10 protein-coding genes are annotated in these 18,315 nt (G+C 67.2%); 4 read left to right on the forward strand and 6 right to left on the reverse strand.

What is annotated here, in order from left to right; all coding sequences use genetic code 11:
• The first annotated feature begins 3 nt into the window (after positions 1 to 3).
• A complete protein-coding gene (locus MA09_RS24625) occupies positions 4 to 435 on the forward strand; it encodes a VOC family protein (RefSeq protein ID WP_036249470.1) in 432 nt (143 codons plus the stop codon).
• Positions 435 to 1,706 carry an RNA polymerase sigma factor gene (locus MA09_RS24630; protein ID WP_036249473.1) on the forward strand — a complete coding sequence of 424 codons (1,272 nt, stop codon included), beginning with the start codon at positions 435 to 437 and terminating at the stop codon, positions 1,704 to 1,706. The genes MA09_RS24625 and MA09_RS24630 overlap by 1 nt, the downstream gene beginning before the upstream one ends.
• Positions 1,707 to 1,760: 54 nt before the next feature.
• Here the strand turns inward: MA09_RS24630 and MA09_RS14025 are convergent, their stop codons facing one another.
• The 5 genes from MA09_RS14025 to MA09_RS14045 all read right to left on the reverse strand — a co-directional run bounded on the left by MA09_RS14025 (position 1,761) and on the right by MA09_RS14045 (position 11,585).
• A complete protein-coding gene (locus MA09_RS14025) occupies positions 1,761 to 2,477 on the reverse strand; it encodes a FecR domain-containing protein (RefSeq protein ID WP_229440707.1) in 717 nt (238 codons plus the stop codon).
• A 4-nt stretch (positions 2,478 to 2,481) separates the two neighbouring features.
• Positions 2,482 to 5,829, reverse strand: coding sequence for a filamentous hemagglutinin N-terminal domain-containing protein (locus MA09_RS23735; protein WP_081897592.1), 3,348 nt, complete (start codon positions 5,827 to 5,829; stop codon positions 2,482 to 2,484).
• A 12-nt stretch (positions 5,830 to 5,841) separates the two neighbouring features.
• Complete coding sequence (locus MA09_RS14035; RefSeq protein ID WP_036249476.1) at positions 5,842 to 7,464, reverse strand: ShlB/FhaC/HecB family hemolysin secretion/activation protein; 1,623 nt, start codon at positions 7,462 to 7,464, stop codon at positions 5,842 to 5,844.
• Between the two features lie 221 nt (positions 7,465 to 7,685).
• Entirely contained in the window at positions 7,686 to 9,950 is a 2,265-nt protein-coding gene (locus MA09_RS14040) for a CHASE2 domain-containing protein (protein WP_036249478.1), read from the reverse strand.
• A gap of 15 nt (positions 9,951 to 9,965) precedes the next feature.
• Positions 9,966 to 11,585 (reverse strand): HD family phosphohydrolase, encoded by a 1,620-nt coding sequence (locus MA09_RS14045; protein ID WP_036250095.1) that lies wholly within the window; start codon positions 11,583 to 11,585, stop codon positions 9,966 to 9,968.
• A gap of 214 nt (positions 11,586 to 11,799) precedes the next feature.
• Between MA09_RS14045 and MA09_RS14050 the strand changes: the two genes are divergently transcribed.
• Positions 11,800 to 12,705: an MBL fold metallo-hydrolase gene (locus tag MA09_RS14050; protein ID WP_036249480.1), complete on the forward strand. Its 906-nt coding sequence runs from the start codon at positions 11,800 to 11,802 to the stop codon at positions 12,703 to 12,705.
• Positions 12,706 to 13,295: 590 nt separating this feature from the next.
• The gene (locus MA09_RS14055) at positions 13,296 to 15,068 is read left to right on the forward strand and encodes a GspE/PulE family protein (RefSeq protein ID WP_373887850.1); all 1,773 of its coding nucleotides are present in this window, start codon (positions 13,296 to 13,298) and stop codon (positions 15,066 to 15,068) included.
• 133 nt (positions 15,069 to 15,201) lie between these two features.
• On the opposite strand, the gene pulA is transcribed toward MA09_RS14055, so the two are convergent.
• Positions 15,202 to 18,309 carry a pullulanase-type alpha-1,6-glucosidase gene (pulA, locus tag MA09_RS14060; RefSeq protein ID WP_036249483.1) on the reverse strand — a complete coding sequence of 1,036 codons (3,108 nt, stop codon included), beginning with the start codon at positions 18,307 to 18,309 and terminating at the stop codon, positions 15,202 to 15,204.
• Between the last annotated feature and the right edge of the window lie 6 nt (positions 18,310 to 18,315).

The following is an 18,315-nucleotide window of genomic DNA, read 5'->3' on the forward strand; positions in this document are numbered from 1 at the left end:
ACCATGAAAAAGAGCATCGCCATCACCCTCCCGGTCAGGGACCTCGAGCGCAGCAAGGCCTTCTTCAGCGCCCTGGGCTTTTCCTTCGATCCGCAGTTCGGCAGCGGGCATGGCTGCGGCATGGTGGTGTCGGACGACATCTTCGTCATGCTGTGCGCCGAATCCTTCTTCGGCACCCTGACCAGGAAGCCGATGGCCGACCCGCGCACCAGCACCATCGCCCTCCTCTGCCTGTTCTGCGACAGCCGCGCCGAGGTCGATGCAGTGGCAAGCAAGGCGCTCTCGCTCGGCGCGACCCTGCCGGAAGACCCGCAAGACCACGGCTTCATGTACCAGCACGGCTTCGCGGATCTCGACGGCCACATGTGGGCGCTGACCCATATCGAAGACGCGCCCGCCCGGCAGCCGGCCGAATACGCCGCGGTTCAAATCTGATGGACGCACAGGTCGAACGCAGCATCGCCGCCGTCTGGCGCATCGAGTCGGCGAAGATCGTGGCCGTCGTAGCGCGCATGGTGCGCGACGTCGGCCTGGCCGAGGAGTTGGCCCAGGACGCCCTGGTAGCGGCCCTCGAGCACTGGCCGCGCCAGGGCATCCCCGACAATCCGGGCGCCTGGCTCACGACCACGGCCAAGCACGCCGCGCTCGACCGCCTGCGCCGCGACCGCCTGCTCCAGCAGAAGCTCGAGCAGATCGGCCTCGACCTCGAAGCACAGGAGGCCTTGATTGTCCCTGATTTCGTCGACGGCCTGGACGCCGCGCGCAACGACGTCTTCCAGGACGACTTGCTGCGCCTGATGTTCACGGCCTGCCATCCGGTGCTCTCGCTCGACGCGCGCCTGGCGCTCACGCTCAAGCTGCTGGGCGGCCTGTCCACCCAGGAGATCGCGCGTGCCTTCCTGGTCCCGGAAGCCACCATGGCCCAGCGTATCGTGCGCGCCAAGCGCCTGCTTGCCGAAGCACGCGTGCCCTTCGAACTGCCGCCGCCGAACGAATTGGGCGAGCGCCTCGGCGCCGTGCTGGAAGCCGTCTACCTGATCTTCAACGAAGGCTATGCCGCCACCGCCGGCGAAGACTGGATGCGCCCGGCCCTCGTCGACGAAGCCTTGCGCCTGGGCCGCATGCTGGCCGAACTGGCGCCGGACGAGCCGGAAGCGCACGGCCTGGTGGCGCTGATGGAGCTGCAGGCCTCGCGCATGGGGGCGCGCCTGGATGCCGAAGGCCGGCCGGTGCTGCTGCTCGACCAGGACCGTTCGCGCTGGGACGGCATGCTGGTGCGGCGCGGCCTCGCCGCCCTGGCGCGCGCCGCACAGCCCGGTTTGCCACGGGGCCCCTATGTGCTGCAGGCCGAGATCGCGGCCTGCCATGCCCGCGCCCGCGTCGCAGCGGACACCGACTGGCGGGCGATCGCGGCGCTGTACGCCGAGCTGGCCCAGCTCCAGCCCTCGCCGGTGGTCGAACTGAACCGTGCGGTGGCCGTGGGCATGGCCGACGGCCCTGACGCCGGCCTGGCGCTGGCCGATGCGCTGGCCTTGGAGGGCAAGCTGGCCGGCTACCACTGGCTGCCGAGCGTGCGCGCCGACCTGCTCTCCAAGCTGGGCCGCTTCGAGGAAGCGCGCCGCGAATTCGAACGCGCCGCCGCCATGACCGCCAACAGCCGCGAACGCGAGCTGCTGCTCGAACGCGCTCGCGCCCAGCGCTCTTGAAGTAAAAAGCCCCGTCGGCCTGGGGCGCACGGGGCTCTGCGGGAAGACGTCGGCTCAGCGCACGACGCAGTCGACGGCGTTCTCCCGTGCCGGACCGGCGCCGGCCTGCGGCCCGCCGACACCGCTACCCGCGTCGAAGGCCGGCGGCGGCACGAACTGGATGTTCGGGTTGCTCGGGACGATCACCGGCGGCTGGTTCACGTTCGGCACGTAGCCGAACTGGCCGGCCTGGAAGCCGAGCGAGCCGCCGTTGTTGGTCACGATGATGGCGCCATCGGTCACGTTCAGGTGCAGGCCGGGCGCCAGCACCGGTGGCGCCGCGCCTGGCGCCGGCGTCGGCACGAATTGCGCAATGAAGGTGGTGCCGCGGATACCGATGGTCGCGGTCGGTGTCTTCAGCGAGAACTTCTCCTTGTTGCGCTTGCCCATCAGGCCGGTGATCGAGCGCAGGCCGCCCTTCACCAGGCTGTAGCTGGCATTGTCGCCGTCCGGCTTGCCCTCGTCGAAGGAAAAGTTCTCGACCTTGAAGGTGGTGCCGGGGCGCAGCGTGATCTCGCTGTTGTCGATGAACTTGATCTGCGCGTAGGTGTTCTTTTCCGACACCAGCGTATCGCCGCTCTCGATCTCCGACTTCAGGCCCAGCACCTTGACGCTGCCGTCGGCCTTCTTCGCCATCAGCGGGCCGCTCAGGCGCGCCACCACGCCGGCGACCTGCGCGGCCCAGGCGGCATTGCCGGTCACGAGCAGCGCCGCGAACAGCAGCGCGCTCAAGGCCCTAGTTGCAGTACATTTTTGTGGCTGGTTTTTCATTCTTTACTCCAGTGTTCGTGCCTGCCGCCGGACCGGACCGGTTCTCCGGCTGCTCCGACGGCTTGCTGCCGCCCGCGCCGCCGTCTCCCGTACCGCTGCCGACCGCCGTCGGCAGCTTCTCTTGCGCCGGGGTGCGCGTATTGATCAGGTTGACGGTGGTCTGCTGGGCCTCGGCCACAGGCTTCTTCGACTCGCCCCCGCCCTGGGCCGGCGCCGGGTTGAACACGGCGCAACGCGGGTCGGTCGGGTGCGTGCTGCAGAAGTCGGGCTTCGGCAGCACGGCCTCGCAGCCCGCCAGGTTCGGGTTCACCACGCACTGCTCCAGGCGCGGCAGCATCACCGAGCAGCCCTGCAGCGTCGGGCTGCCGACGCACTGCTGGAGGGTCGGCAGCACCGCCTCGCAGCCGGCCATGGCTTTGTTCGATTCGCACTGCGACAGGGTCGGCAGGATGCCGGCGCAGGACGGGTCGCCCTTGTTGACCAGGCAGGCATCGAAGGCCGCTTGCAGCACCTGCGCGCAGCCCTCGATGCCCGGCGTGGCCTTGCAGAGCGGCAGGGCCGGCAGGCGCTGGGCGCAGCCGGCGGCCGTCGGGTTGGCGACGCAGGCCAGGAACTCGGCGCGCGCGATCACCGGCGCGCAGCCGTACACGCCGGCATCAAGGCGGCAGGTCGCCAGCGGCGGCAGGGTCTCGCCGCATCCTGGCGCGGTCGGCGTGGCGATGCACTGGCTGATCGCATCCCGCTCCGCGATCACCGGCGCGCAGCCATAGGTCGCCGGCGACTTCTCGCAGGTTTCGAAGGGCGGCAGCACGCCGGCGCAACCCTGCGCCTTCGGCGTGGCGATGCACTGGCGGATCTCTTCACGCTGCATGACCACGGTGCAGCCAAGCTTGCCGGGGTTGGTGCGGCAGGTGTCCACCGGCGGCAGCACCTGGGCGCAGCCCGGGCCATCCGGATCGCTCATGCAGGTGCGGGTGGCCACTTCGATCACGCGGCTGCAGCCCGGGGTATCCGGATTGGCCAGGCAGACGTTCAGCTGCGGCGGGGCCGGATCGGGATCGGGCCGTCCGGGGTCGGGTTGCTGGGTTCCCGGCTTGGTCTGTACGACTTCCAGCCGGCCGGTCACGCTGCCCGGCGCGTAGCTGACCTGGCCGCCGGTGAGGCGGACGGCGCCCGAGGCCGACGCGACTTGCCCGCCTTCGCGGATCGTCAGTGCACCATTGTTATCTGCCAGCAGCGCGACATTGCCGCTCTCGGTGCTGACCCGGCCCTCGATGGTCAGGGGGCTATGCGTGACCAGGCTGATGTCGCCGCTGCCGGTCCTGACGCCCTGGCCTTCCACTGAGGTGGCGGCGACGGTCAGGCCACCGGTGGTCTCGATCGAGATCGATCCGCCTCCCGCCTGGACCACGTCGCGCACGACCAGTGCGCGGTCGTTCTGGATGTTGATCGGCGTGCTACCGCTGCCGGTATTGAAGGCATTCAGGACCGTGGCGCTGGTGCGCAGCGGGCTGCCTGCGCTGCCGATGCCGTTGCTTGACTCGAGGTACAGCATCGAGGATGCCATGAAGCGGCCGTTACCACCGATAGCGTCGGCCTCGACCAGCACCGCGCGGGCCTGGATATCCGCATCGGCAGTCAGGGCGCCCCCCTGGAGCGCCAGTTCGACCGGCGCCGCCAGGCCCGACACGCCGGCGACGGTGCCGATCTTCAGATCCCCGGTATAACGGAAGCGCAGGTTGCCGGCTTCGGCGCGGGTGGCCTTGCCGGCCAGCGTGCCGACCTGGTTGGCGCCCAGCATCTGGACCGAGTCGCCTTCGATCAGCAGCCGCGGCGCCTTCACGACCGCGCCACCCTCCTGGTACAGCATGCCCGCACCGCGCAGTGTCATGGTGTCGTTTGCGGAGAGGCTCGTCCCGGTGTTCAGCTGGATGCCGCCACTGCCGGCGCTGATGTCGATGGCGCCCGACGCCATCGCGCCGTAGACCTGGACCTGGTCGGCGCCCAGCAGGCTGATCTTCTTCGCGGCTTCGATCGACCCCACGTTGCTGACCATGGCTCCGCTGCCCAAGGGTCGGTGCAGCGTGCCGATGAACTGGCTGTTTGCGCCGGTCAGGCGTACCGCGGCGTTGATGTTGATGGAGCCGCCGGTGTCGATGGCCAGGTTGCCTGCCATGGTCAGTCCCTGGTCGATGCTGATCGACGCCGCATGGCCGCTGTTGCCGATGTTGATCTCGTAGGCGTCGAAGGCGCCGAGGCGCGCCGGGTCCAGGCCCAGCGCCCAGCTGGGCGCGGTGCCGCGCAGCAGGATCGCCCGGGTGTTGTCGAAGGTGTTGAAGGACAGCACCGGGGCAAGGCCATTGACGCCGCTGATGTCGCCGGCAAGCGTCATCTGGTTGGATGTCAGGTCGATGTAATCCGGGCTCGCAAGCAGGCTGCCTGCAGCCAGGTTGATGCGGTCGTTCGCGCGCAGGTCGATGCTGCCGGCGCTGGTGACGCTGCCCCCTTCCAGCACGGTCTCCTTGCTCGCCTTCAGGACGATCTTGCCGTCCCGGCCAAGCACCGCGCTGTTGGCGTTGAGCACGCCGCGCTGGTTCACCAGCGCGCCGTAGATGCCGATGCGGCCGCCCTGCGCCACCACCTGGCCGAGGTTGATGGCCTGGTCGCCCGGCGCCGACACCACCACGCTCAGGTCGGGGTTGCTGGAATCGACCAGCTGCACGCTGCGGCCGGCCGCCAGCACCACCTCGCCGTTCGGAGCGGTGATGACGCCGCTGTTCTCGACGTTGGGCGCCACCAGGAAGACCTTGCCCCCGCTCGGGGTCGTGATCGTGCCTTCGTTACTGACCTTCCCTGCAGTCGGACCGGCGGTGAAGTTCTTCTTCCCGGCCAGGAAGTCGGCGTCGCTCATGTCCAGCGTCGAGGCCACCAGGCCGTTCACCTCCACGCGTGCGCCCTGCCCGAAGACCACGCCGTTCGGGTTGATCAGGAAGACCTTGCCGTTCGACTGCAGCGCGCCGAGGATGCGGCTCGGGTCCTGGCCGCTGACCCGGTTCAGCACCGCGCTGTCGCTGCTTTGCTGGATGAAGCGGGTGACCTCGCCGGCGTTTACCGAGAAGCTCTGCCAGTTGATGATGGTCCCCGGCGTGTTCGTGATCGAGAACACGTTGCCGTCCTGGGAGAACGTCGCCTGGCCCGCCACCACTTTCGGCAGGGTCGGCGCGGCGGCCGTGCTGGCGACGCCGCCAAAACAGGCGGCGACGCACAGCGCCGCCCGGGATAAACGGATCAATCCGTTTCGCACGAAGCTCATTTCACACCCCTTCTAGTAGGCCAGGCCGACGCGCACGTGCAGCCTGTCCTTGTCGGCGCCGCCCAGGGCGCCCTCTTTCACCACATTGCCGTAATCGACCTGCAGGCTGGCCGCGCGGCCTGCCGAGAAGCGCAGACCGACGCCGGCGCTGGCGATGGCGGTGCTGCGCAACTCGCCCGGCAGCGCCTTGTTGCGCTTGCCGTAGGCGGCGTCGTAGAAGCCCAGCAGGCGGCATTGCCAGCCGCTGCGGCTGCACAGGTTCGGCGTGTACACTTCCAGGTTCAGGCCCAGGCCCGAGTCGGCCGACAGCGCGCGTTCGTCGAAACCGCGCACGCTGGTGGAGCCGCCGGCGCCGAACTGCTCGCCCGGCACCAGCGCGTCCGGCGAGTACTGGGCATTGGCCAGCACGCGGGTCAGCCAGTCGCTGGCGCCGATGGTGCTGCTCGATACACCGGCCAGGCGCAAGGCGGTGTAGCCGGCCTTGGCTCCCGAGCGCGCCATCGTGAAGTCTTCCTGCGCACCGCGCGAGCCGCCCGGGACGTTGCGCAGCAGCGTCGCCGCCACGTTGATGTCGCCGTTGTCCAGCGCCACGCGCCCGAGGTAGCCGATGCTGAGCGGACGCACGGTGACGTTGTTGCCGAAATCCTGGTTGAAGAGCATGACGCTGTTCTTGTAGGCTTTCACTTCCAGGCCATAGACCAGGCGGCCCTCGAGCTCGCGCCCTCCCAGCGTACGCTTGGCCAGCACCATGCCGTAGCGGGCGCCGTAGACCGCGCCGCGGCCGCTGACCGCCAAGTCGAACAGGCCGGCGCTGACCACGCCCGAATCCACGTCCGAATAGCTGGCGTACAGGTCGAGGGTGGCGCCTTGTGCGTAGAGCGGCACGTGGTAGCCCAGGCCCCAGACCGCGACCTGCGAAGGCTCCTCGGCCGTGGTGGTGTACTGCAGGCTGGCGACATGGTCGCGGCCCCACAGGTTGGCATGCTGCAGCACCAGGCCCGCATGTGTCCTGCCGGTCGCGCCGGTGCCAGTGTTGTCGAAGTTGGCCATGACGGTCCAGGGGCGCTCTTCCACCACCTCGATGCGCGCATTGACAGTGTCCACGCCGGTCTCGTCCTGCGCGCCGCTGCCGAGGCTCAGCTTGAGCTTCTTGGCCGGGTTCTCGTTGGCCAGCTTCAGGTTCGCGGAGACGCGCGTCAGGTTGGGCGTATCGCCCTCGCGCAGCGCCGGCAGGCTGCGGCGGATGTTTTCAATGCCGAAGCTGCGGTTGCCCTCGACCGCGACCTTGCCGATCCTGGTCTGCAGCACGTGCAGGCGCACCACGCCGCCGTCCAGTTCCTGCTCCGGCAGCTGCACGGTGACCAGCTTGTAGCCGCGCGCGTGATACAGCGCTTCGAGCGCCTCCAGGGCGCGCTGGACGTCGCCGAAGTCGCGGCCCTTGCCGGTGAACGGCGTCACCGCGCCGTCGATCTCGGCAGCGCCGAGCAAGGTGTTTCCGCTTACCTCGAAGCGGCTGATCTCGAAGCGGACGATGTCGTCCGGGGCGCCGGCGGCCCCGGCTTCCTGCCCCCAGGCGCTCGCCACGGCCATGGCGAGCACTGAGCCTGCAAGCAGGCGCGCAAAGCATTGTTTCATCGGATTTGCTTTATAAACTGTTGTTTTTATAAGTTTCTCTTCTTAATCATCAAGATGCGAGCCAAGCGGCCGCCAAGTTCGAGGGCAGTGTAACGAGCTTTTTGTTGCAATGGAGAAAAACCAGAACGATAAGGAAAACTTCCCCCATGACGAGGGGGGCATTGCGTTGCTTGAATGACACACTGCAGCAAAGTCCTGCATGCGCGGCAGGATCGGCAGGGTTACTTGGTGTCGAAGGTCGTCACCCCGTCCCAATCCTGGCCCGGGGGATGGGCACGGTAGTGGTCGATGCGCTCCAGGTACAGGGTGTACAGGCCGCGCTCCGGGTGGTCCACGGCAAGCGCTTCTATGGCTTCTTGCGCGGCATCCCAGTCCTGGCGGCGCACCAAAACCAGCGCAGCATCCCACCGGGCCAGTTCGTCCATGACGGCAGGGGCCAGCTCCGCCGGCTTGCCGAGCGGCTCGTAGATGGCGACCGGTTCGTTCTTGCCTTTCACACGCACCAGGTCGAGCTCGCGATAGACGAATTCGGGGGCTGCCAGCCTGGTGGCGGCGCCGACTGCGATGCCGACGCCGTAGACCTTGGTGATGCCCTCCAGGCGCGAACCGAGGTTCACGGCGTCGCCCATCACCGTGTAGGCGCGGCGGATCTTCGACCCCATGTCGCCGACGTGCATGGGGCCGGAATTCAGGCCGATGCCGATTTTCAGTTCCGGCCAGCCGCGTGCCAGGAAGTCGCGGTTCAGGCGCGCGGCGCTGGCCTGCATCAGGAGCGAAGTCGCCACGGCGCGGCTGGCGTGGTCGGCAAAAGCGACCGGCGCGCCCCAGAAGGCCATCACGGCGTCGCCGATGTACTTGTCGAGCGTGCCCTGGTGGCTGGAGCGGATGTCCTCGGACATCGCGGTGAGGTAGATGTTGATGTACTCGCGCAGCGCCTTCGGGCTCAGGCCCTCGGAGATGGTGGTGAAGCCGCGCACGTCGACGAACATGACGGTCAGCTCGCGGCTCTCGCCGTCCATGTTGTAGGCTTCCGGGTCTTCGGCCATCTTCTGCACCAGCTCGGGCGCCACGTATTCGCCGAAGCGCGAAACCAGCGCCCTGCCCTTGCGGAATTCGAAGAAGTAGCCCCAGGCGAGGTTCATGACGAACAGGGCGGCGATCAGGAGCAGGCAGATGAAGACCCTGAGCACCGCGTCCTGCTCGAAGTACATGTAGAAATTCATGCCGGCCACACCCGCGAAGGCAGTAGCGGCCGCCAGCACGGACCAGGCGGGCGACAGCACCGCCAGCGCGACCGTGAGCACCATCCCGACCGCCGCGACGACCACGCACTCGAGCGCCTGCGCATACCAGGGACGGGTCTTGAAGCGCCCGTCCAGCATCGATTTGATCAGGTTGGCATGGATCTCGACCCCCGGGAAGTCGCTCCTCACCGGCGTCGCGCGCAAGTCCTGCAAGCCCGGCGCGGTGGTTCCGATGAGGACGATCGTTCCGGCGAGTGCATCCGCCGCCACTTTCCCGTTCAGCACGTCGACTGCCGACACGTAGCGGAAGCCCCCGCCATCCGGACCACCGCTGCCGCGGTACTGGACCGTCGCGCTCAAGGCCTCGCCGACCGGGAAGCGCACGTTTCCGGATTTGGAGAACACGGCGATATGTTCGACGGTGCTGGCGTCGCGCTCGTTCGCAGACAAAGTGTCGACGGTCTCGCCGAAGAGCGGCTTGACGGCCGTCGCCTGCATGACGGCTGCGACGGTCGCCACCGACAGCGAGGGGTAGTATCCATCGCCGACCTGGAACAGCAAGGGCGAGGATCGCACCAGCCCGTCGGCATCCGGAATCGCGGTGAACACGCCGGCGCCGGCGGCAGCTTGCTGCAGGCGCGCGATGTTCGCCTCGTAACCCTTGTAGGCGCGCGCCAGCAACAGGCGCCCGTTCAGGTCTTCTTCGGTAAACGCGGGCGGCGGCAGCACGCCCTTGGCCATGCTGTCAGCAAGATTAAATCCGAGTACTACCGACTGTCCCTGCATGGCCTGCGCGAACAACCCGTCGTAGTCGAGCACCGGCTTGAGCTGTCCAAGCTGGCGCTGCAGCCCGGGCACGCCCTTCAGCTCATGCTCTGCAAGGCGCTCCAGCACCTCGTAGCCGGAACTCGTATCCGGCTCGGGGAAGGACACGTCGAAGCCCACCGCCCCGACCCCGTAGTGCTGCGTCAGCTGCTCCACCAGCCTGGCCATCACGTTGCGGCTCCAGGGGAAGCGCCCGACCTCGTTCAGGCTCTTGCTGTCGATGTCGACGATGACGATGCTCGGGTCGAGCTCGAATGGCTCGAGCCGCATGCGCATGTCGGCAATGATGGTGTCCTGGCGCTCGATCGCGTGACTGGTCCAGAAATCGAGCGTGTACGCCACGGCGATGCAGGTCAGCAGCAGCCCGAGCGCCCAACGCGCACCATACCTGGAAAATGCCTGGCGTAGCCGTCTCATGACAACAGGCAGGGATTACGGCCGGTAGCCCGGGATCTGGGTCTCGTCCACTTCGTCGATCTGGTGCGCATCCATGTTCTTGTGCGCGAACTGCAGGTACACGCGGTTGCGCATGAAAATGTCGAACAGGTCCGGGTCGATGTGGCCGTTGAGGGCGAACTTGCCGAGGATCTGCAGCGACTCGGACAGCTTCTTGCCCTTCTTGTAGGGACGGTCGCAGGCGGTGAGCGCTTCGAAGATGTCGGCGATCGCCATGATGCGCGCCTGGACCGACATCTGCTCCTTCGTCAGGCCCTTCGGGTAGCCCTTGCCGTCCATGCGCTCGTGGTGGCCGCCTGCGTATTCCGGCACGTTCTTCAGGTGCTTCGGCCACGGCAGCGACTCCAGCATGCGCACGGTGACGTCGATGTGGTTGTTGATGATCTTGCGCTCGTCGTCGGTCAGGGTGCCGAAGCGCACCAACAGGTTGCGCAGCTCGTCCTCGCTGAGGAAGTCCTGCTCCCGGCCATCGGGCCCGGTCCAGCGGTACTGGGCGATGCGGCGCACGCGCTCCTGGTCGTCAAGCGACATTCCCTCGCTGCCCACGTTGGCGCGGCGCAGGAAATCGCGGTCGGCGCGGATGCGCATCTGTTCCGACAGCAGGCGGTCCTCGATCGTCTCGACGTCGGCGCCGGGCTCGCACCTGGCGCGCAGCGCGCGGATCTCGCAGTCGCGCAGCAGTACCTCGAAGCGGGTGTCGACCAGGTGGATGCGGTCGAAGATGGTTTCCAGCTTGGTCGACTTGTCGACCACGTGCACCGGGGTGGTGATCTTGCCGCAATCGTGCAGCAGGCCGGCCAGCCATAATTCCTTGCGGTCGGCGTCGGTCATGCGGAAAGCCGCCAGCGGTCCCTGGTCGGTATTGTGCGCCGCCTCGGCCAGCATCATGGTCAGCTCGGGCACGAACTGGCAGTGGCGCCCCGTATAGGGCGACTTCTCGTCGATGCCGATGTTGATCAGGTTGACCAGTGCTTCCAGCAGGTTTTCCAGCTGCTGGATCAGCAGCTGGTTGGTCAGCGCCACCGCCGCCTGCGCCGACAGCGCCTCGATGAAGCGCTGGTCGGTCGGGGAAAAAGCGCGGATGGCGCCGGTTGCCGGGTCTTTCGCATTGACCAGCTGGAGCACGCCCACCAGCTCGCCCTCGTGGTCGGTCATCGGCACCGTCAGGAAGGACTGCGAGTGGTAGCCGAAGGCGGCGTCGAAGGAACGCATGCCCGAGAAGTTGAACACGTCCGCCTTGTAGACGTCCTCGATGTTCACCGACTGGTTGAAGTTGGCCGCGTAGGCCGCCACCGAAGCCAGGTTCTTGTTGCCGTAGCTGTCATAGAGCGGCACCGGCGCGATGTCGATCGGCTTGCCGCTGACGCCGCCCTGGTAGATGCCGAGGGTGTCGTTGATCGAGATGTGGAAGCACAGGCTTTTCCTGTCATCGCTGGGACGGTACAGGGTGCCGCCGTCGGCATCGGTCATGTGCTTGGCCACGCGCAGGATACGGTCGAGCAGTGCTGCGGTGTCGTGCGTATCCCCCAGCGCCACGCTGACTTCCGTAAGCTGGTGCAGGCGTTGCGCGATTTGTGTGGGATTCAGCTCTTGCATGGTGTTCGCCCCGGAAGCAAGCTGATGCATATGCACACGGGAACTCTTTTTGCCAATTGGTAATTTCTCAGAAGTGTAGCTTTGTTACGACCCGGTGTATATCCCAGCGGTGGGGGGACTTCAAAAAATGCGGATTTTTGATGCTTTTGGGAACAAAGGCCTTATCATGCTCGGTATTCCAAAAACATAAAGAAGTCTTGGCCGGGGAGTCCTGATGAAATTCCGCTTCTGGGGGGTGCGTGGTTCCATTCCGTCCCCAGGTCCACGCACGGCGCGCTACGGCGGCAACACAACCTGCATCGAAGTGCGCAGCGACGATGGCACCCTGATCATCCTCGACGCCGGCACCGGCCTGTTCCCGCTGGCCCAGCACCTGCTGGCGCGGCCACAGACACCACAAACGCCCCCGGTCCAGGCCAACATCTTCATCACCCACAGCCACTGGGACCATATCCATGGCCTGCCCTTCTTCACCCCGCTGTTCATCAAGGGCAGCCGGGTGCGCCTGCACGGCGCCTACGACCCGGTGACGGGCAAGGGCATCGAGCACGTGATGGCGGTGCAGCTGCAGAACAGCTACTTCCCGGTCAGCGAAACCCAGATGGGCGCCACCATCGACTACCGCACCCTCGACATCGGCACGCCGGTCGAGGTCGGCGACGCATCGATCGGCAACGTCTTGATGAACCACCCGGTCACCAACCTCGGCTACCGTGTCTCGTGCAATGGCCGTTCGCTGTTCTTCACCGGCGACCACGAGCCCTGGCACAACCCCTATCCCCCGGGCGACGCCGCCTTCGACGCCTTCGAAGCGCACCTGCTCGAGCGCCAGCGCGCGATCGACGCCGCCATGGCGGGCGTGGACGCCCTGATCGTCGACTCTTCCTACACCCGCGAGGAATACCCGTCCAAGGCCGGCTGGGGCCACGGCACCTTCGACGCCGCCATCGAGATGGCGCTGCGCGTCGGCGCGCGCGCCCTGTACTGCACCCACCACGAGCCGACCCGTAGCGACGACGATCTCGAGGCCGCATTCGCCGCCGCGATGGCGCGCTACCGCGACCGCCTCGGCAGCCTGCAGGTACACCTGGCCTTCGAAGGCCTGGAAGTCACGCTGTGAACGCGTCGGCCGGCCTTCCTGCCGGCACCCTGGCGGACGACGCCGCCGGGCAGCTGGCCTTCTACCAGAAGCTGCGGCAGGTCACCAACCGGATCCACGCCACCGCCAACGTCGAGGAAATCATGCTCGACCTCGGGCTGGATTTCTGCGACCTGCTCGACTGCGACCGCTTCACCCTGTACGCCGTTGGGCCGGACAGGGAACACATCGTCTCCAAGGTCAAGACCGGCCTGGCCACCTTCCGCGACCTGCGCCTGCCCCTCGGTCCCTCCTCGATCGCCGGCTTCGTGGCACAGACGCGCCAGGCGGTCCAGATCGCCGACGTCTACGACGAGGCCGAACTACGCCGGTTGTCGCCGGAACTGCAGTTCCAGCGCGGCGTCGACCAGCGCACCGGCTACCGCACGCGCGAGATGCTGGTCGCCCCGCTGCAGGACAAGGCCGGCGAACTGCTGGGCGTGGTCCAGTTCATCAACCACAGGGGCAGGAACGGCAGCGGCGGCCCTTTCCCGCCGCGCGCCATGGAGGCGGTGCGCCAGCTGGGCGAGACCTTGTCGGTGGCGCTCGGCCAGCGCCTGCGCCCCCAGCGCATGCGCGGCAAGTACGACGCGCTGGTGCAGGAAGCCGTGCTCACCCAGGCCGAACTGGAACAGGCGGGCCGCCACGCGCGTGAACTCGACACCGACCTCGAAGGGGTGCTGGAAGGCGAACTGCAGGTGCGCCGTACCGCCATCGGGGCGACGCTGGCGCACTTCTTCAATCTGCCCTACGAGCCCTTCCGTCCGGACCGGGTCAAGCCGGTCGACCTGTTGCGCAACCTGAAGGCGCAGTACGTCGAGGAGAACGGCTGGCTGCCGCTCGAGGACGGTCCCGGCGGCCTGGTGGTGATGGCGCTCGACCCTGAACGCACCGCCGCCAGCCGCATCGTGGCCCAGCTGTTCCCGAGATCGCAAGTGGCCTGGCGCGTCACCACGCGCGCCGATTTCCGCCAGACCCTCGATGCCTTCTTCGGCAGCGGCGGCGCCAGCGAGTCGGTCGGCGAGTTGCTCTCCGGGCTGGAAGACGACGAGGACGGCGAAGCCCCGTCCGACGTCTCGGAAGCGGTCGAGAACGAGCTGGTGCGCCTGCTGAACAAGGTCATCGTCGACGCCTACCGCCAGGGCGTATCGGACATCCACATCGAGCCGCAGCCGGGCAAGGGCAAGACCGGCATCCGCTTCCGCAAGGACGGCGTGCTGGTGCCCTACATCGAGGTCCCGTCGAGCTACCGCAGCGCCCTGGTGGCGCGCATCAAGATCATGTGCGACCTCGACATCTCCGAGCGCAGGAAGCCCCAGGACGGCAAGATCCGCTTCAAGAAGTACGGCCCGCTCGACATCGAGCTGCGCGTGGCAACCATTCCATCGAGCGGCGGCGTGGAAGACGTGGTGATGCGCATCCTGCAGGCCGGCGAGCCGATCCCGCTGGCGAAGCTCGGCCTGACCGACTACAACCTCGGGCGCCTGCTGCCGGCCATCGAAAAGCCCTACGGCCTGTTTTTCGTGTGCGGCCCCACCGGCTCGGGCAAAACCACTACCCTGCACTCGATCCTGCACCACCTGAACACGCCGGAGACCAAGATCTGGACCGCCGAAGATCCGGTCGAGATCACCCAGAAAGGCCTGCGCCAGGTGCAGGTGAACCGCAAGGCCGGGCTCGACTTCGCCAGCGTCATGCGGGCTTTTCTCCGCGCCGACCCGGACGTGATCATGGTAGGCGAAATGCGCGACAAGGAGACCGTCGGCACCGGCATCGAAGCCTCGCTGACCGGCCACCTGGTGTTTGCCACCCTGCACACCAACAGCGCCCCTGAATCGATCGTGCGCCTGCTCGACATGGGCATGGATCCTTTCAACTTCGCCGACGCCCTGCTGGGCATCCTGGCGCAGCGCCTGGCGCGCCGCCTGTGCACGGGCTGCCGCCAGCCCTATCACCCGGATGAAGCGGAAGTGGAATCGCTGCTGGCCGAATACTGCGAAGACCTGCGCGGTACCGCGTCCTTCAAGGACGACCCGCAGGCGGCGCGCCGCAGGATCCTGGCGGACTGGCGCGGACGCCATGGCGATGGCGCGGGCCGCTTCACCCTGTACCGTCCAGTCGGCTGCAACGAGTGCAACAAGGGCTACCGCGGCCGCATCGGCCTGCATGAACTGATGCTCGGCACCGATGCGGTCAAGCGCCTGCTGGTCGAGCATGCCCGGGTGTCAAACCTGCTCGCCGCGGCGCTCGACGACGGCATGCTGACCCTGAAGATGGACGGCATCGAGAAGGTGCTGGCCGGGCATACGGACATCAAGATGGTCAGGGCGGTGTGTATCCGGTAGTCCTGCAAATCGGATGAGGAGAGGACCGTAGGGTGCCGGCCATGCCGGCCGCGCGTCCAACTCCGGCATGAACTGCGACAGAGCATCGACAAGCTGGACGCGCGGTCGGCGGAGCCGACCACCCTACGAAACCTCAATCGTCGCCGCGGTTGGCCCCCTTCTCGACGAACACCGCCGTGGTACGCGCCGGAATCGTGAAGCTGCCGTCCGCGTTGCCGTAGCTCGAGGTCTTCACCACCGGATCATCCGAGCTCACCTGCACCTGGTGCAGCTTGAGCCGGCGCTCCTTCAGCTCCGGAATGGCGATGGTCTTGGCTTCCTTGTCCACGTTGAACAGCACCACCACGCTGCGGTAGCGCGCGTCCGGGTAGCGGCTCGGCTTCTCGCCGTCGATGTGCATCACCACCAGGCCGGGCAGCTGGTCCGGCCCGGTATTGTAGAAGCGCAGGCGCTCCTCGACGTCCTTCGCGGTGCGCAGGCGGAACAAAGCGCTGTCCGTGCGGATCCGCAGCAGGTCTTCGAAGGCGCCCTTGGCCGACAGGATCGCCTTGGTATCCGGCTTGATGAGCGGATTCTCCAGCACCGGCGTCATCAGGCCCCAGTTGTCGCGGTTCTTGTCGCTGGATGGCAGACCCACGCCGAAGTTGTTCGACGCGTAGCTGTAGTCGAGGCGGTTGAACCAGTCGCCCGCGTTGTAGCTGTCGCGGTCGAGCGACTTGGAGCGCAGCAGTTCCTGGCCCGCATGGATGAAGGGGATGCCCTGCGACAGCAGCACGATGGCCGCGCCCAGGTTCTGCACCCGCACCCGGTCCGCCAGGCTCGTGGATTGCGGCAGGCGGAAGGCGTTGATGTCGAACAGGGTCTGGTTGTCGTGCTTCTCGACGTAATTGATGGTCTCCGTCGGGCTGGCGGTGTAGCCGGCGCGCTGGCCGAAGTAGTCGATGTCGGCATTGCTGCGCAGCGAACCGAAACGGTCGACGAAGCGGTAGTCGCGCAAGGTGCCGGACAGGCCCACGCGCACCAGGTCGGCCAGGCGCAGCGCATCGTCGCGCGATTGCCTGGCCAGGCGGTTCGGGTCGTACCACACGCCGTTGATGAAGCCCTGCTGGGAGATCAGGTTCTCGCCGCCGTCGCAGCAGCCGCCGCCGCGCACCGTGTCGCGCAGGCGGTCGTTGAAGGAACCGATGCCGGTGCCGAACAGGTTGGCCTGGCGCGCCGTCACGAAGCGCTGGTCGTCGGCCACGGCGCCGAAGTTCCAGCCTTCGCCATACAGGTAGATCTCGCGGCCTGCGGCCCCGTTGACGCGCGTCTGCAACTGCTTCATCACGTCCAGCGGCGCGAAAGTCATGATGTCGAAGCGGAAGCTGTCCACCTTGTACTCGCTGGCCCACAGGGCCACCGAGTCGATCATCAGCTTGCCCATCATCGTGTGCTCGGCGGCGGTGTCGGCACAGCAGCTGTCGTTCAGGTTGGCGCCCTTCTCGTTGAGGCGGTAATAGTAGGTCGGCACGATCTTGTCGAGCACCGACAGCGGTCCCTGCTGCGAGGAGCTGGTGTGGTTGTAGACCACGTCCATGGCCACCCGCAGGCCGGCCTCGTGCAGGCCCTGCACCATGGAACGGAACTCGCGCACGCGGGCGGCGCCGTCGTTCGCATCCGAGGCATAGCTGCCCTCCGGCGCGTTGTAGTGCACCGGGTCGTAGCCCCAGTTGAAGCAGTCGCTGTCGCGCACCGCTTCGATTGCCGCCTGCTGCGCGCTTGATGCCGGGCCGGCATCGGGGATGACGGGCGTGATGCAGCCGGCTTCGTTGATGCTGGCCAGGTCAAAGGCCGGCAGCAGGTGCACATGGGTCAGCCCGGCCTTGGCAAGGGACTTCAGGTGGCGCATGCCGCGCGAATCGCGTTCGGTAAAGGCCAGGTACTTGCCGCGGCGCGCAGCCGGTACCGACTCGTCACCGAGGGAAAAGTCGCGCACGTGCAGTTCGTACAGCGAGATGTCGGCGGCATGCGCGAGGTCCGGGATGCGGTGCTTGTCCCAGCCGCGCGGCTTGAGCTGCTCGCTATCCAGGTTGGCGACGAAAGAGCGCGCGCTGTTGGCGTTGAGGCTCAGCGAATACGGGTCGGTGACGGTATTCGTCACCAGCGTGTTGTTCGCCCAGCGCGACAGCACCTTGACGGTGTAGGTGTAGTAGGCGCGGTTGGTCCAGCCCGCATCCGTAGCGGTATGGCTCCAGACACCGGTGGCGGCATCGAAGCGCATTGCTACCTGGGTGCTCGCGGGCGCGTCCGCATCCGGATAGATGTCGAGCGCCACCGACTTGGCGGTCGGCGCCCAGACGCGGAAGGTCGGCACCCCTGCCCGGTTGAAGCTCACGCCCAGCTTCTCGTTGGCCGCGCGGGCGGCGAACACCTCGTCGAGCATGCCGGCGGTCTGCAGCGAGGTCACCTGCACCAGCTTGCCGGCGGCATCGAACTGGGCGATGGCGAACTGCGCGCTGGCAAGCAGGGCCACTTTCGCTGCGTCGCCAGCCGACAGCGACAGGCCGGTGGCCCCTGCCAGGTGCGGGAATTTGGTGCGCACGGCATCCGGCAGCGGCGCCAGGCTCAGGTCCATGCTGCCATCAAAGCCCGTGACGCCCCCGGCGCCGGAGCCGAGGCCGCCGTTCGCCGCGTAGTACAGTTTGTAGCTGCCGGTGGAAGGCACGCCCGGCCAGGCGAGAGTATGGGCCGTTAACCAGTGCGCGCCGGCCTGGGCCAGGCTGCCGTAGCTGAGCGCGGGCGGGGCCGTGTAGATGCTGCAGTCGCCCTCGAGCAGCCAGATCTCGTGTCCCTTGCTCCCCACGTCGGCCGGCAGCGGCGCGCCCTGGTCGGCCCCGCAGTTCTTGGTGCCGCTGCCATCGGTAACAAGGAACCACAGCGCCGTCTTGCCGGGTGCCAACGCGATGTCGACCCAGCCGCCGAAATCGTCGCTCTGCGTGAACATGAAGCGGTCCGTGATCCAGGCCGAGCTCGGCCTGGCCGGGCCATCCCAGGAGTACACGCCCCACTGGGCGGTATCGTCCTGGACCCGGCGGAAGTGGATACGGATCGTGCCGGGCGCGACGGGCGCGGCGGCGGTCGCGGCCGGCTGCTGGGCGAAGGCACTGGCTGCCGGCAAGCCGGCGCCAGCCACCGCAGCCAATATGCTGCAAGCGGCCAGGCCGAAGCGCAGCCGTGAAGTCAAACTACGTCTGTTGCGCATGATGTC

Source organism: Massilia sp. BSC265, from assembly GCF_000740675.1.
Classification (GTDB): Bacteria; Pseudomonadota; Gammaproteobacteria; order Burkholderiales; family Burkholderiaceae_D; genus Telluria.

Excerpts from the sequence above, each read along its gene's own strand:
- MA09_RS24625 (WP_036249470.1), top strand. The coding sequence starts at position 4 with ATGAAAAAGAGCATCGCCATCACCCTCCCGGTCAGGGACCTCGAGCGC.
- MA09_RS24630 (WP_036249473.1), top strand. The coding sequence starts at position 435 with ATGGACGCACAGGTCGAACGCAGCATCGCCGCCGTCTGGCGCATCGAG.
- MA09_RS23735 (WP_081897592.1), bottom strand. The coding sequence starts at position 5,829 with ATGAGCTTCGTGCGAAACGGATTGATCCGTTTATCCCGGGCGGCGCTG.
- MA09_RS14035 (WP_036249476.1), bottom strand. The coding sequence starts at position 7,464 with ATGAAACAATGCTTTGCGCGCCTGCTTGCAGGCTCAGTGCTCGCCATG.
- MA09_RS14040 (WP_036249478.1), bottom strand. The coding sequence starts at position 9,950 with ATGAGACGGCTACGCCAGGCATTTTCCAGGTATGGTGCGCGTTGGGCG.
- MA09_RS14045 (WP_036250095.1), bottom strand. The coding sequence starts at position 11,585 with ATGCAAGAGCTGAATCCCACACAAATCGCGCAACGCCTGCACCAGCTT.
- MA09_RS14050 (WP_036249480.1), top strand. The coding sequence starts at position 11,800 with ATGAAATTCCGCTTCTGGGGGGTGCGTGGTTCCATTCCGTCCCCAGGT.
- MA09_RS14055 (WP_373887850.1), top strand. The coding sequence starts at position 13,296 with ATGCGCGGCAAGTACGACGCGCTGGTGCAGGAAGCCGTGCTCACCCAG.
- pulA (WP_036249483.1), bottom strand. The coding sequence starts at position 18,309 with ATGCGCAACAGACGTAGTTTGACTTCACGGCTGCGCTTCGGCCTGGCC.